The organism is Pollutimonas harenae, assembly GCF_004153685.1.
Classification (GTDB): Bacteria; Pseudomonadota; Gammaproteobacteria; order Burkholderiales; family Burkholderiaceae_B; genus Pusillimonas_C; species Pusillimonas_C harenae.
Map to the genome: position 1 here is coordinate 585,991 of NZ_SDQD01000002.1, position 12,631 is coordinate 598,621.

16 protein-coding genes are annotated in these 12,631 nt (G+C 57.0%); 15 read left to right on the forward strand and 1 reads right to left on the reverse strand.

From position 1 onward, the window contains the following. Positions 1–13 precede the first annotated feature (13 nt). Genes phnF through phnP form a run of 10 tightly spaced genes read left to right on the forward strand, consistent with a single transcriptional unit; the run spans position 14 to position 7,724 of the window. Positions 14–730, forward strand: a complete 717-nt coding sequence (gene phnF, locus ERD84_RS09575; protein WP_245150660.1) for a phosphonate metabolism transcriptional regulator PhnF — start codon at positions 14–16, stop codon at positions 728–730. Continuing rightward, on the forward strand, positions 720–1,190 hold the full coding sequence (gene phnG, locus ERD84_RS09580) for a phosphonate C-P lyase system protein PhnG (RefSeq protein WP_130039390.1): 471 nt from the start codon (positions 720–722) through the stop codon (positions 1,188–1,190). Before phnF ends, phnG begins: the two co-directional genes overlap by 11 nt. Beyond that, on the forward strand, positions 1,190–1,783 hold the full coding sequence (gene phnH, locus ERD84_RS09585; protein WP_130039391.1) for a phosphonate C-P lyase system protein PhnH: 594 nt from the start codon (positions 1,190–1,192) through the stop codon (positions 1,781–1,783). Before phnG ends, phnH begins: the two co-directional genes overlap by 1 nt. After that, entirely contained in the window at positions 1,784–2,881 is a 1,098-nt protein-coding gene (locus tag ERD84_RS09590; protein ID WP_130039392.1) for a carbon-phosphorus lyase complex subunit, read from the forward strand. Continuing rightward, positions 2,878–3,750, forward strand: coding sequence for an alpha-D-ribose 1-methylphosphonate 5-phosphate C-P-lyase PhnJ (locus ERD84_RS09595; protein ID WP_130039393.1), 873 nt, complete (start codon positions 2,878–2,880; stop codon positions 3,748–3,750). The genes ERD84_RS09590 and ERD84_RS09595 overlap by 4 nt, the downstream gene beginning before the upstream one ends. Then, positions 3,747–4,517, forward strand: coding sequence for a phosphonate C-P lyase system protein PhnK (gene phnK, locus ERD84_RS09600; RefSeq protein ID WP_130039394.1), 771 nt, complete (start codon positions 3,747–3,749; stop codon positions 4,515–4,517). Before ERD84_RS09595 ends, phnK begins: the two co-directional genes overlap by 4 nt. 10 nt (positions 4,518–4,527) lie before the next feature. Continuing rightward, positions 4,528–5,232 (forward strand): phosphonate C-P lyase system protein PhnL, encoded by a 705-nt coding sequence (gene phnL, locus ERD84_RS09605; RefSeq protein WP_130039395.1) that lies wholly within the window; start codon positions 4,528–4,530, stop codon positions 5,230–5,232. Continuing rightward, positions 5,222–6,367, forward strand: a complete 1,146-nt coding sequence (locus tag ERD84_RS09610) for an alpha-D-ribose 1-methylphosphonate 5-triphosphate diphosphatase (RefSeq protein ID WP_130039396.1) — start codon at positions 5,222–5,224, stop codon at positions 6,365–6,367. Before phnL ends, ERD84_RS09610 begins: the two co-directional genes overlap by 11 nt. Continuing rightward, positions 6,367–6,951, forward strand: coding sequence for a phosphonate metabolism protein/1,5-bisphosphokinase (PRPP-forming) PhnN (phnN, locus tag ERD84_RS09615; protein WP_130039397.1), 585 nt, complete (start codon positions 6,367–6,369; stop codon positions 6,949–6,951). Before ERD84_RS09610 ends, phnN begins: the two co-directional genes overlap by 1 nt. Then, complete coding sequence (gene phnP, locus ERD84_RS09620) at positions 6,942–7,724, forward strand: phosphonate metabolism protein PhnP (RefSeq protein WP_130039398.1); 783 nt, start codon at positions 6,942–6,944, stop codon at positions 7,722–7,724. The genes phnN and phnP overlap by 10 nt, the downstream gene beginning before the upstream one ends. On the opposite strand, the gene ERD84_RS09625 is transcribed toward phnP, so the two are convergent. Further along, entirely contained in the window at positions 7,721–8,389 is a 669-nt protein-coding gene (locus ERD84_RS09625) for an O-methyltransferase (protein ID WP_130039399.1), read from the reverse strand. The genes phnP and ERD84_RS09625 overlap by 4 nt on opposite strands. A 147-nt stretch (positions 8,390–8,536) precedes the next feature. On the opposite strand from ERD84_RS09625, the gene ERD84_RS09630 reads away from it, so the two are divergent. The 5 genes from ERD84_RS09630 to cpaB are packed head-to-tail and all read left to right on the forward strand — an operon-like array spanning position 8,537 to position 12,622. Then, the gene (locus tag ERD84_RS09630; protein ID WP_130040020.1) at positions 8,537–8,821 is read left to right on the forward strand and encodes a hypothetical protein; all 285 of its coding nucleotides are present in this window, start codon (positions 8,537–8,539) and stop codon (positions 8,819–8,821) included. Then, positions 8,818–10,149: a hypothetical protein gene (locus tag ERD84_RS09635; RefSeq protein ID WP_130039400.1), complete on the forward strand. Its 1,332-nt coding sequence runs from the start codon at positions 8,818–8,820 to the stop codon at positions 10,147–10,149. Before ERD84_RS09630 ends, ERD84_RS09635 begins: the two co-directional genes overlap by 4 nt. Beyond that, positions 10,146–10,892: a hypothetical protein gene (locus tag ERD84_RS09640; RefSeq protein ID WP_130039401.1), complete on the forward strand. Its 747-nt coding sequence runs from the start codon at positions 10,146–10,148 to the stop codon at positions 10,890–10,892. The genes ERD84_RS09635 and ERD84_RS09640 overlap by 4 nt, the downstream gene beginning before the upstream one ends. Continuing rightward, complete coding sequence (locus ERD84_RS09645; protein WP_130039402.1) at positions 10,889–11,620, forward strand: hypothetical protein; 732 nt, start codon at positions 10,889–10,891, stop codon at positions 11,618–11,620. Before ERD84_RS09640 ends, ERD84_RS09645 begins: the two co-directional genes overlap by 4 nt. Before the next feature lie 21 nt (positions 11,621–11,641). Then, positions 11,642–12,622, forward strand: a complete 981-nt coding sequence (gene cpaB, locus ERD84_RS09650; protein WP_130039403.1) for a Flp pilus assembly protein CpaB — start codon at positions 11,642–11,644, stop codon at positions 12,620–12,622. Positions 12,623–12,631: the final 9 nt, after the last annotated feature.

Sequence of the window (12,631 nt, forward strand, 5' to 3'; positions counted from 1 at the left end):
AGTAAACATGTACATGTCTAGACAAGTTACACCTAGATATCTTGAGCTGGCTCAGGCATTGCGCGAGCAGCTGGACAGCTACGCGGCAGGTGACTACCTGCCCTCGGAGGCTGCGCTATCTATGAGTTTTGGCGTCAACCGCCACACTTTGCGACGCGCTGTTGATGAGCTGATTGCGGAAGGACGGGTACTGCGTCGCAAGGGGCGAGGAACTTGTGTGCTACCGCGTCCCATTATCTATCCGGTGCATGCCGCTAGTGCCTATAGCAAAACTCTGGAACATATGGGCTTCAGCTCCGAGGCCATCGTACTGAGCAAGCGTAAGCGTGCTGGAACAGCGGAAGAGGCACAAGCCCTGGCGCTGGCAGATAACGAGCCGGTGCTGGAGATTGAAACGCTACGTCTGCTGGACCAGCAACCTATCAGCCTGATTAGCCACTGTTTTGCCGAGCGGCATCAGGACTTGGTGCAAGCATACAAAGGCGGTTCGATGCGCCTGTATTTGGGACAGCAGGGTGTCAGACTCAAGCGCATGTCCACATTGATAGGAGCGCGGGCTCCATCCCAGCGTGATGCCTTGCATCTGTTGATGCCCAGGCATACGCCAGTCCTGAGCATACGCACACTTTCTTGCGATGCCGATGGCGCCTCATTCGAACTGTCCAACTCCATCACACGCGCCGATCGTTTCAAGTATCACGTTATTTCAGGAGAACAACATGAAGTCTAGTCTGGATGTCGAAGCCGACGAGGGTGCGCTTGCACCGCGTCAGCAATGGATGCAGGTACTGGCATGCGCCGGCAAGCAACTGGCCAAGTACGACGACGCATTGCGGCAAGATACACACCGCTATATCAGGCCTGCCGAAATCGGCATGGTTATGGTTCGTGGCCGCACCGGTGCAAGCGGCGAACCCTTCAATCTGGGTGAGATGACTGTGACGCGTTGCGTGGTGCAACTGGCCGATGGTTGTCATGGTTATAGCTATGTGGCGGGTCGCAGTAAAGCACATGCGGAGCTGGCGGCATTGGCCGATGCTCATTTGCAGGGTGAACGTCGTGATTATTGGATGACTCAGCTGATTGAACCCTTGCATCGGGAACAGGTGGCTGCACGTGCCGCCAAAGAGGCACAAAGCGCCGCCACGAAAGTGGACTTCGTCACCATGGTAAGGGGAGAAGACGACTGATGGAAAACCAACTATTGCCGGCTTTTGCCGAGCCAGTTCATACAGCACAGCAGGTATTTCGCCAGGCCTTGAGCGCCTTGTCCGAACCCGGACAGCCGCAGACAGTCAGCGATGCTCCGGGGCTCGGTGGGCTGGCGTCAGCCACCTATGCACTTTGCCTGAGCTTGCTGGATAGCGATACGCCCTTGTGGTTGAGTCCCTCGCTGGATACGCCTGTAGTGCGGGCCAACCTGTCGTTTCACTGTGGTTGCCCCATTGTGGATGAGCCCAAATCGGCTGCTTTTGCGATTCTGGATGGAAAGGCAGCGCTGGATATTTCTCGTTTCAATCCGGGGAATGATCGGGATCCCCACCTGTCGTGCACGGTGATGATACAGCTGGACAGTCTGGAGGGTGGGCCTGCCACGGCGTGGCGCGGTCCGGGCATATTGAACAAGCAAGTGGTTAATTTGCCTGTGCCGACCGACTTCTGGGCGCAGCGCACCCAATATGACTTCCCTATTGGCATAGACCTATTCCTGACTGCAGATTGCACACTGCTGGGATTGCCACGCAGCACGAAGGTCCTGCCCATGATTCAAGAGGTGATCTGAATGTATGTTGCCGTGAAAGGTGGCGAACAAGCCATAGACAATGCTCATGCCCTGCTGGCAAAGAAAAGGCGGGGAGAGATATCGGTACCTGAGCTGAGCGTGGCGCAAATACGCCAGCAAATGCCTCTTGCGGTGTCCCGAGTGATGGCGGAAGGGTCTTTGTTTGACGAAGAGCTTGCCGCTCTTGCCATCAAGCAATCCGCGGGTGATTTGCTTGAAGCCATCTTCCTGCTGCGTGCCTATCGCACGACCTTGCCGCGTTTTAACTACAGCGTTCCCCTGCAGACCGAAGTCATGAATGTGGAGCGGCGCATATCGGCCACTTTCAAGGATTTGCCGGGCGGCCAAAGGCTAGGGCCTACTTTCGACTATACCCATCGCTTGCTCGATTTTTCGCTGCTGGCCGAAGGGTCGGAGCTACCGGCAATGGATGAGGTGGAGGCCGGGCAGCCGCAACCCTGCCCGCGTGTAGTGGATATGCTGGCACAAGAAGGCCTGGTGGGTGTGGAAAGCGAACAGGGTGGTGCAGTGCCCGATATTACGCGCGAACCTCCGGATTTTCCTTCTTCGCGCGCACAGCGGCTGCAAACACTGGCGCGTGGTGATGAAGGTTTTCTGCTGGCGCTTGGCTATTCGACTCAGCGTGGCTATGGCCGTAATCATCCCTTTGCGGGCGAGATACGCATAGGTGCGATTGAAGTATGGGTAGAGCCCGAAGAGCTGGATTTCGCCGTGCCTCTGGGCGATATCGAAGTGACCGAGTGCGAAATGATCAATCAGTTTGTCGGTAGTAAAACGCAGCCGCCTCAATTTACGCGTGGCTATGGTCTGGCCTTTGGTTATGCCGAGCGCAAAGCCATGGGTATGGCGCTGGTTGATCGTGCCTTGCGCGCTCACGAATATCAGGAAGATATTGAATCGCCTGCTCAGCAAGAAGAGTTTGTGCTCATGCACTGCGACAACGTCGAGGCAGCGGGTTTTGTATCACACCTGAAACTACCGCATTACGTTGACTTCCAGTCAGAGCTGGATCTGATACGCAGACTGCGTCGAGGACCTGTACAGGACGCAGCGGAACAAGAGGAGAAACGGGCATGACCATGCACCTCAAGACAAACGAAGCCGAGCCGGGCTACAACTATGCTTATCTCGATGAGCAGACCAAGCGCAGCCTGCGGCGCGGGCTATTGAAAGCGGTGGCGATTCCAGGCTATCAGGTGCCTTTCGGCGGCCGCGAGATGCCTTTGCCTTATGGCTGGGGTACTGGTGGCATGCAGGTGACGGCAGCCTTGCTGGGTCGTGACGACGTACTCAAGGTCATAGACCAGGGAGCGGATGACACGACTAATGCCGTCTCCATCCGGCGCTTTTTTACCCGTACGGCGGGTGTTGCGACGACGACCCATACCGAGCAGGCCACCCTGATCCAGACCCGCCATCGCATACCGGAAGTCCCTTTGCGCCCGGGTCAGATCATGGTCTATCAAGTACCCATTCCGGAGCCCTTACGCTTTATCGAACCGTCGGATTCCGAAACACGCGCCATGCATGCCCTGAACGACTATGGCGTCATGCATGTCAAGCTGTATGAAGACATTGCCACTTATGGGCATATCGCCACCACCTATGCCTATCCGGTCATGGTGGACGGGCGCTACGTGATGGACCCGTCGCCCATTCCAAAATTCGACAATCCCAAACTCCACATGAGCCCAGCCTTGATGCTGTTCGGTGCCGGGCGAGAAAAACGCCTGTATGCCGTACCGCCGTATACCCAGGTAAACAGCCTGGACTTCGAGGACTATCCGTTTGAGCTGCCTACCTGGGATCAAAGCTGCGCGTTTTGCGGCAGTCATGACTCTTACCTGGACGAGTTGATTGTGGACGACCAGGGCTCGCGTAAGTTTGTTTGCTCAGACACCGATTATTGCGGACAACGCTCGGCCGCTCAGGAAGTTACATCATGAATCCACTGTTATCCGTACAAGACCTGACCTTGCTGTATGGGCCCGACAAGGGTTGTCAGGACGTATCTTTCCAGCTGTACCCCGGCGAAGTGCTGGGTATTGTCGGCGAGTCGGGGTCGGGTAAATCTACCTTGCTCAGCGTGCTGTCGGGTCGCACCATGCCTGATCGCGGCCGGGTCGTCTACCACGGCCGACAAGCGGCCGGGATGGATCTGTATCGCGCAAGCGAAGCACAGCGCCGTGCCTTGCTGCGCACGGAGTGGGGTTTTGTTGAACAGAATCCGCGCGATGGCCTGCGCATGAATGTGTCGGCCGGTGCCAACATCGGTGAACGGCTGATGGCGCAAGGGGTGCGCCATTACGGACAACTGCGTCAGGCCGGCTTGCAGTGGCTCAAACAAGTAGAGATAGACCCAGCCCGTATCGATGACTTGCCGCGCACCTTTTCGGGCGGCATGCAACAAAGGCTGCAGATAGCCCGCAATCTGGTTTCCAGCCCGCGTCTGATCTTCATGGATGAGCCTACCGGTGGCCTGGATGTATCGGTGCAAGCGCATTTGCTGGACTTGCTGCGCAGCCTGGTACGTGAATTACAGCTGGCCGTCGTGATCGTGACGCACGACCTGGCCGTGGCTCGGTTGCTGGCCGATCGATTAATGGTCATGCGTCGCTCTCGCGTGGTCGAGGCCGGACTGACTGACCAGATTCTGGATGATCCGCAGCACGCATACAGCCAGTTACTCGTCTCGTCCGTATTGCAGCCTTGAGGTAAACCACATGAATCCCGTCATAGAAGTCCATGGGCTTGGCAAAGCCTTTACCCTGCATCAACAGCATGGGGTGGTATTGAATGTTTTGCAGGGCTTGAATTTTTCAGTGCAGCCCGGCGAATGTCTGATCCTGCATGGCCGTTCGGGTGCCGGCAAGTCCACCTTGCTGCGTACCTTGTACGGCAATTATCTGCCGGCAGCCGGCAGTATACGCATACAGCACGAAGGGCAGATGATAGAAATGGTGGGCGCCGAACCGCGCCAGACCCTGGCTGTCAGACGCAGCACGCTAGGCTACGTCAGTCAGTTTTTGCGTGTCATACCACGCGTCAAGTGTCTTGATGTTGTGATGGAACCGGCACTGTCGCGCAGCCTGGATCCAGCTCAAGCCGAGCGACGCGCACAAGATTTGCTGCAACGCCTGGGTATACCCGATAGCTTGTGGTCACTTGCTCCCGGTACGTTTTCCGGGGGTGAACAGCAGCGTGTGAATATTGCACGCAGCTTCATGGTGCATTGGCCTGTGCTGTTGCTGGATGAGCCCACTGCATCATTGGATGATGCCAACCGTAGTGTTGTCATTGAGCTGATCGCCGAAGCCCGTGCGGCAGGCTCTGCGCTGATTGCTATTTCTCACGATGCGGCCACACGCGATGCCATCGCCGATCGTTATCTTGATATGAGCCCCAAGGAGCTGGACCATGCCTGCTGACCAAATATTGACCAATGCTCGCGTCGTGACTGATTCCGAAGTTTTTCTCGGCACGGTTACGCTGCACGACGGCCAGATCCATGACGTCAGCCAGGGTACTTGCACGCTGCCACATGCACAGGATATGGACGGTGATTATCTGATGCCGGGCTTCGTCGAGCTGCATACCGATAATCTGGAAAAGTATATGAACCCGCGCCCCGGCGTGGACTGGCCGCCGGAATCGGCCGTATTGGCGCACGATGCACAGATTGTGGCGGCGGGCATCACTACAGTATTCGATGCCTTGTCGATAGGTGATGTGAACCCCAAAGGTGACCGCCTCCGGCAATTGCCGATGATGCAGCAAGCGATTACGCAAGCCGAGCAGCATGGCCATACTCGGGCCGAGCATCGCCTGCATCTGCGTTGCGAGTTGAGCCACGAGAAAACCCTGGAACTGTTCAATGAACTGGTAGAAAACCCGCTGGTTCAGCTGGTGTCTGTCATGGACCATTCGCCTGGTCAACGCCAGTTCGTCAAGCTGGAAAAATACCGTGAATACTATCAAGGCAAGTACCACATGAGCGATGCCGAGATGGAAAAATTCATTGAGCGCCAAATGGAAAACTCCAGGCGATATAGCAACGATTATCGTCGTTCGATCGCCACGCAATGCCGCCAGCGTTCCCTGTCTTTGGCCAGCCACGACGATGCCACGCTCGAGCACGCCGAGGAATCGGCCGGTTACGGCATGAGCATTGCCGAATTCCCGACCACCGTGGAAGCAGCTGCCGTCAGCCATCGCCTGGGCTTGAGCGTGCTGATGGGCGCACCCAATGTCGTGCGCGGTGGGTCGCACTCGGGCAATGTTGCGGCTACCGACCTGGCCGACCAGGGCGTCCTCGACATTCTTTCCAGTGATTACTATCCGGCCAGCTTGCTGCAGGCCGCGCGCAGGCTGGCGGATGAGCACGAAAGCTATGATTTACCCAAGGCGGTCAAGACCATCAGCCTGACGCCTGCACGCGCCGCCGGCTTGCATGACCGCGGCGAGATACGCCAGGGACTGCGTGGCGATCTGGTGCGCGTGCGTTCGCACGACAAGCAGTTTGTGGTGCAGCAAGTGTGGCGTGGCGGACAAAGAGTGTTCTGATGTCTGGCCGTCTGATCTATGTCATGGGGCCTTCCGGTGCGGGTAAAGACGCTGTGCTGCAAGGCGTGCTGAATTTAATGAGCGACGGTGACTGCCATTTGGCACCGCGGCTGGTTACCCGACCCATCACGCACGATGAGCCCCACGCTGTGTCGGTATCGCAGGCTGAGTTCGAACGGCTGGAGGCTCATGACCGCCTTGCCCTGGCATGGCGGGCTCACGGCTTGTCCTACGGCGTGTTGCGCCACATCGATGACAGGTTGCAAGCTGGCTGCGATGTGCTGGTCAACGGCTCGCGTGGCTACCTGCCCGAAGCGTGCAGACGCTACCGCGGCTTGTTGCCCGTTTTGCTGACGGTGGACAGTGACTTGCTGCGTCAACGGCTGAGTCGCCGGGGTCGCGAGGGTAACGAACAGATCAATGCGCGGCTGGAGCGCAATATTCAGTTCACCGCTTTACCGCAGCATTCCAGTGCAAGCCCACTGCTGACTATCGATAATTCCGGGCCCCTCGACCAGGCTATTACCATGCTTTACACTCATTTAAGGCAAAACAAAAACAGGCAGATTGAGACATGCGGCTGACACTATTGGGCACAGGCAATGCAGGGCAGGTACCCGTCTACAACTGCTTTTGTGCGGCGTGCGAGCGTGCTCGGGCAAAGCCGCAGTACCGGCGTGGGCCTTGTTCGGCGCTGCTGGAGTTCGGTACGCAGCGCTGGCTGGTGGATGCGGGGCTAACCGATCTGGCCGAGCGCTTTCCGCCCGGCAGCCTTAGTGGCATCATCCAAACCCATTACCATGCCGACCATGCGCAAGGTTTGCTACACCTTAGATGGGGCCTGGATATGAGTCTGCCCGTGCTGGGGCCGCCAGACCCTGACGGCTTGGCCGACTTGTACAAGTATCCCGGCATACTGGATTTTTCCCGCAAACTTGAAGCCTTTGTACCGGCGCAACTGGATGGATGCGTGGTCACGCCCGTGCCGCTGGCGCACTCCAAAATAACTTACGGCTATGTGTTTGAAGCAGAAGGACAGCGCTACGCCTACCTGACCGACACGGTGGGGCTGCCGCCCGATACACAGGCTTTTCTGGCGCGTCAGCCCCTGGATTTACTGGTGCTGGACTGCTCTTTCGCCCCGACCACCACCGCACCACGCAACCACAACGACTTGAGCCGTGCATTGGACACCATACATGCGCTGAATGTAAAACAGGCCGTGTTGACGCATATCAGCCACGGCCTGGATGTCTGGTTGATGGACGAGGCCAATACTTTGCCTGATGGCGTGGTAGTGGGCCACGATGGCGCGGTGTTTGGTAACCCGGTGCTGGCTGGAATGGCCTCAGCCTAGCCTGACACTACAGTAATCGCGAAGCCGTCCCAGCCCTTGGTGCCTACCGTTTGCACGGCGGTACTGCTTAAACTAGGGTTGGCAGCAGCCATGGTAAACAGGCTGCGCACGCCTTCGACGTCGGGGTCGTGATTGCTGAGGTCGGCGACACCACCCTTGCGCACCACATTGTCGGTGACAATAACCGTGCCCGGCCGGGAAAGCTTGAGCGACCATTCCAGATAGTGCGGATTGTTCTGCTTGTCGGCGTCGATGAAGACAAAATCGAAAGGCTCGACCTGGTCTGCGACCAGGCTTTTTAATGTATCGACTGCATTGCCCTCCTTGACACTAACAGCATCGCCAAAGCCGGCGCGCTGCAGGTTGGCCTGCGCTACCTTGGCGTGTTCGGGTTCCAGTTCCAGCGTAACAATGCTGCCGCCTGGTGGCAGAGCACGTGCCAGCCAGATAGTGCTGTAGCCGCCCAGCGTGCCAATTTCAAGAATACGGCGGGCGCCGCTGATACGGGCCAGCAATTGCAGCAGCTTGCCCTGGTTGGGCGCCACGTTGATGGCTGGCAGGCCGGCCGCATGGCTGTCGGCCAGCGCGGCATCCAGCACCGGGTCGGACGGCGCCAACGTGGCCGAAAAATAGTCATCAACCTGATTCCATTGTTCCTGATTCAAGACACGCTCCTTCAAGATTGGGGTGAGTTCCTGCGAGTAGCTAGGTTAGCTGGATCATGATCACTTTAGCCGGGTTGATGGCTTTGCCCAACTCGGCATCTGCGAATTGTTGGCTTGCTTTTGCGGGTGCACACTGCAGTCGTGATGATGAGACGGGAGAGTGTGGTGCACAAGAAACATGATGCGCAACGCGGTCAAGGTATGACCGAATACATAATTGTAGTGGCGTTGGTTGCTGTTGCGGCCATCGCTGTCTATCAACTATTCGGGCAAGTAGTCCGATCACAAACAGCGGCCATGGCCAAGGAGCTGGCTGGCGAAGACGGGTCCGAGCAGTCGCGTATGGCGCAAACCGCAGCCGAGGCAGCGGCGGCTCAGGTGGCAGCCAAAACACTTAAATCGTTCACCGGAAATGCCGGTGCAGGCCAATGATTTTCTATAACAAGCATACTGCCTGTCCGGCTCAACAGGGTCAGGCATTGGTACTTGCCACTTTGCTGTTGGGTGCGGCCTTGTTGGTGTTGATCCGGTATTTTGCAGTCGGGCAAATGGTGGGCGCCAAGGCCAGGCAGCTGCATGCCCTGGATGCCACCGCATATAGCGGCGCGTTGATACAGGCACGAGCCATGAATATGCTGTCATATATCAACCGTGCACACATAGGTCACCAACTGGCCATGGCACATCTGGTTACCCTGGGTTCATGGGCCTCATTGGGCGGAGCACAAGCCAGGCAGTTGGCATCCGGCAATCCACCCCCACATTTGATCAGCATGCTGTTTGGTCCAGAACATGGCGCCGCCTATCGTGCCGCGTCACAGGCGTCGGGCTTTAGTGGTTTGGCCATGCCTCAGGCTGACCTTGCCCGCGCCTACGGCGGGCACGATCACGCGGTGCGTGCCGTGCTCAATACAGCACAGGATGCAATCGTCGCAACACTGCCTCAAGCACGAGAGCAGGCCATGCAGGCTGTGTTAAGAACAAACTATCCCGAACAGGCGGCATCGATCCGGTTTGATCTGACTCTGGATCACGATAACTGGCCTGGCTATGTGCAGCGCCAATCAGGTCATGGGCAATTACGCAACCTGGTCGAAGACGTTGCTCTGTTGTATGAGTTCCTGTCGCCGCGCAATGATACGGCATTCAACAACTGGGTCGTCGATGCGCGCTGTCCGGGCATGCGGCATCAGTTGCGTCGTCGTGGCGGTACCGAGCTCGACCAGCAAGGCCGTTGGCAATCTGCCGATACTTTGTCTTTTCATGCCCTACGGTCCAACCGCTGGATAGGCTGCTATTTTCGCGAATATGCAATGGGGTGGGGCTGGATTCCAAGCGCCCAGACGCAAACCATAGGCCAACCCCATGTTGATGATCCTCCTGCTGATTTTGCGGCACAGGATTTCTGGCGTTGGGTTCAGGAGGCGACGAACTGGGACATCACTTCTGACAGTGCCAATCCACTTGCGAACTCGCGTGCCGTGGCGTCTCGCCAGCGTTGGCAAGGTGGCGGGTTGCCTTCCTATTTTGATGTGGCCTCCAAAGCAGCTATTACATCTCTAGGGTTCTCTGTAAGCCTGCGTCATCCTGGTCCCGACGGCCTCATAGTCAGTACCCGTAGTGCTGCAGAAACCTTCTTTGATCGTCCAGAGCTCCGTAGTGACGCACGCATTGAACAGGCCAGTTTGTTCAACCCCTACTGGCAAGCTCGTCTGGCCATCCATAAGGACGCTACTGACTCAAAAATGAGGCAGCCATGAGCGCGAAAGTCACGCAGGGTGGGCAGGCTTTGGCCGAGGGACTTGTGGCTATGGTAGTCCTGGCATCCATATGGGTGGCGGTGGCTTGGCTGGGTCGTTTGCAAGATATGGCCTTGTCGGCCCAGCATGCGAGTGGTCTAGCGGCATTTGCCTACACTCGCAATCCTGCAGCTCATATTGATTACGGTATAAGAGCGCACTATTTTCAGGGGCCTGCACATCAATGGAAAGATCGCAGCGGCCATTCCTTATTGGCTTCGTCTTTGCATCAGGTGCAGTTCGATTTCAAACGAGCATCTGTATTGAGCCAGGCAGGACAACCAGGCGGTATCGATGCCATGGCCGTGTCATTGCGTGATGACTGGGGCATACAAGACGAGGGTATTGTCAATGCTGCGGTACATTTCTTGCCCGGGTCCGGCACTGTCGACGTGGCCGGTAATAGTGTGCTGGGTCTTGGAGCATTCAACGACTACCCGCAGCTACGTCGGCATACAGCCATACTTGAAGGCGCCGGACATGCTTCGAACGATACCAGGGTCCAGCAAGTTGTGGCGCAGTCAACGCAGGCTTGGTCTGACAGTGCGCGTGCTTCGGTCGATATGGGTAAAAAAGTTGACGCCGCTATGGCAGCAGTTGATGCGCCCTGGCATCGCGCGCGGCCAGTGCTGGACTGGTTGAGTCCATGGGCTGGCCATGTCCCGGCAGCACGCCTTGCTCATCCCGTCAAGGAGCCAGAATGAACTTTATCAATGTATGGTTGCGACGTCGTCGAATCAAGAAGCTGCCCTTGTGCGGCAGCTTACAGCTGATCTTGTCAACGGTCATATTGGCCTTGCTTTTCCCGCCTGCCTTGGCTCAGGCTTCCGTAACTGAAAGCCTGGCGGCCCTGACTATACCCGGCTTTGAGTGGGAAGCGCAGCAAACGATGCAATTATCCGGTGTGCCAATGTATGTACGACGCTTCTCGTCCAATGATGCCGTGATACCTGCTGCGCAAGCACTGGCTCAGCACTCCGGCTTGTTTGAGCGCATCCTGAAGCTGAACTCCAAAGTGGTGTTATCGGGCTTGCGCTCGGACTGGCATTGGTTGGCTGAAGTCGATACATCTACCTCGGGTTCTCAGGGTTATGTGTCAGCCCTACACGTAGAGGTCGATGGTCTCGCACAAGGTCGGTACGCGGCGAAATCTTCATTCATATGGCTTCCGCCACAAGCCAGACAACAGTTCGATCATCAAAGCACCCTGGGCAACAAGAAGGTTGTTCAGCAGGTTTACAGCGTTGCCTTGCCTATACAAACCCTAACGTCATATGTGCGCAGGCAGTTGCGTGCTGAGGGCTGGGCGCCAGAGCCCGAGTTTGCCGGTATGGGGGCCAGTACGGTATGGCGTCGGGCTGGGGCGCGTGTGATGCTGTTTCCCCAGCAAGGCGCGAGCGGAACTTCTTTATACGTGCATTATTCCGAATAGTCACCAAGAGGGCTTTAAAAAATGCGTTTGCCGGTATTTAACCGATCGCTGGCCATGTTGTTGCTGGCGGGTATTGCAGGACTAGCCGCTGCCTGGGCGGCCAAGCAGCATATTGAGGGCAAAGTCCAGTTACTTGAGGAGCAAGCGCGCACGCCAACCGTAAAAAGAATCGTCGCCGCGTATGATCTGCCAGCCGGCACACGTCTGGGATCAGAGCATCTTGCTCTGCGTGATTTTCCTGCGAACGTGGTGTCGAGCGATAGTCTTACGCCAGGCCGTTTTGGCGAACTGACAGGAACGGTGCTGCGTGCCCCGTTGCGAGGTGGCGATGCCGTGCTTCAAGTTCATACGGCAGTGCAGGAACATGCAGCCTTTTCTAGTCATTTGTCGACCGGCAGACGGGCTATTTCTATGCCGGTTGATGCCATCAATTCAGTTTCCGGCTTGCTGCAGCCAGGCGACCTGATCGATCTTTATGTGTCTTTTGAGTATCAGCGTCGTCATATTACCGCCCCATTGTTGCAGGGGGTGCTGGTACTTGCTACCGATAACAACACGCAATTTGTTCAAGATGTCGGTCATACGCCCAGGGCTTCCTATGCCACGGTAACGCTCGATGCATCGCCGGAAGATGCTGTCAAGCTGGTTGCCGCTCGGCACGGCGGAACAATCACCGCCGTCCTGCGTCCGCCTCAAGATATGGATGCAAGCCAGAAAGCAGTGCGGGGCGACTTGGCAAGTTTGCTGGGGGTAAGCCGCAAGCCTCCCGCATTCAACAGAAAAGCTCAGGTGATCTATGGCAATCAATCGGTACGCAGTGTGTCCAGGCTTAAGCCCGCAACATCCACATCGCCGCAGACCAGCGGTTTATTTAACCTTCCGGGTTCACAAGACCTTGTCAGTGCCTGGATGCTCGCTGCGATGGAGCGTCAGATGCTTCAAGCTTCTCAAGCGCAAGATTTTCCTCCAGACCTGGCAGGTCTGAATGTGAAGGAAGAATAGGGCTGCACG

What these genes read in the sequence shown, in the direction of transcription:
- phnF (WP_245150660.1), top strand. Translation starts at nt 14, where the DNA reads ATGTCTAGACAAGTTACACCTAGATATCTTGAGCTGGCTCAGGCATTG.
- phnG (WP_130039390.1), top strand. Translation starts at nt 720, where the DNA reads ATGAAGTCTAGTCTGGATGTCGAAGCCGACGAGGGTGCGCTTGCACCG.
- phnH (WP_130039391.1), top strand. Translation starts at nt 1,190, where the DNA reads ATGGAAAACCAACTATTGCCGGCTTTTGCCGAGCCAGTTCATACAGCA.
- ERD84_RS09590 (WP_130039392.1), top strand. Translation starts at nt 1,784, where the DNA reads ATGTATGTTGCCGTGAAAGGTGGCGAACAAGCCATAGACAATGCTCAT.
- ERD84_RS09595 (WP_130039393.1), top strand. Translation starts at nt 2,878, where the DNA reads ATGACCATGCACCTCAAGACAAACGAAGCCGAGCCGGGCTACAACTAT.
- phnK (WP_130039394.1), top strand. Translation starts at nt 3,747, where the DNA reads ATGAATCCACTGTTATCCGTACAAGACCTGACCTTGCTGTATGGGCCC.
- phnL (WP_130039395.1), top strand. Translation starts at nt 4,528, where the DNA reads ATGAATCCCGTCATAGAAGTCCATGGGCTTGGCAAAGCCTTTACCCTG.
- ERD84_RS09610 (WP_130039396.1), top strand. Translation starts at nt 5,222, where the DNA reads ATGCCTGCTGACCAAATATTGACCAATGCTCGCGTCGTGACTGATTCC.
- phnN (WP_130039397.1), top strand. Translation starts at nt 6,367, where the DNA reads ATGTCTGGCCGTCTGATCTATGTCATGGGGCCTTCCGGTGCGGGTAAA.
- phnP (WP_130039398.1), top strand. Translation starts at nt 6,942, where the DNA reads ATGCGGCTGACACTATTGGGCACAGGCAATGCAGGGCAGGTACCCGTC.
- ERD84_RS09630 (WP_130040020.1), top strand. Translation starts at nt 8,537, where the DNA reads ATGAGACGGGAGAGTGTGGTGCACAAGAAACATGATGCGCAACGCGGT.
- ERD84_RS09635 (WP_130039400.1), top strand. Translation starts at nt 8,818, where the DNA reads ATGATTTTCTATAACAAGCATACTGCCTGTCCGGCTCAACAGGGTCAG.
- ERD84_RS09640 (WP_130039401.1), top strand. Translation starts at nt 10,146, where the DNA reads ATGAGCGCGAAAGTCACGCAGGGTGGGCAGGCTTTGGCCGAGGGACTT.
- ERD84_RS09645 (WP_130039402.1), top strand. Translation starts at nt 10,889, where the DNA reads ATGAACTTTATCAATGTATGGTTGCGACGTCGTCGAATCAAGAAGCTG.
- cpaB (WP_130039403.1), top strand. Translation starts at nt 11,642, where the DNA reads ATGCGTTTGCCGGTATTTAACCGATCGCTGGCCATGTTGTTGCTGGCG.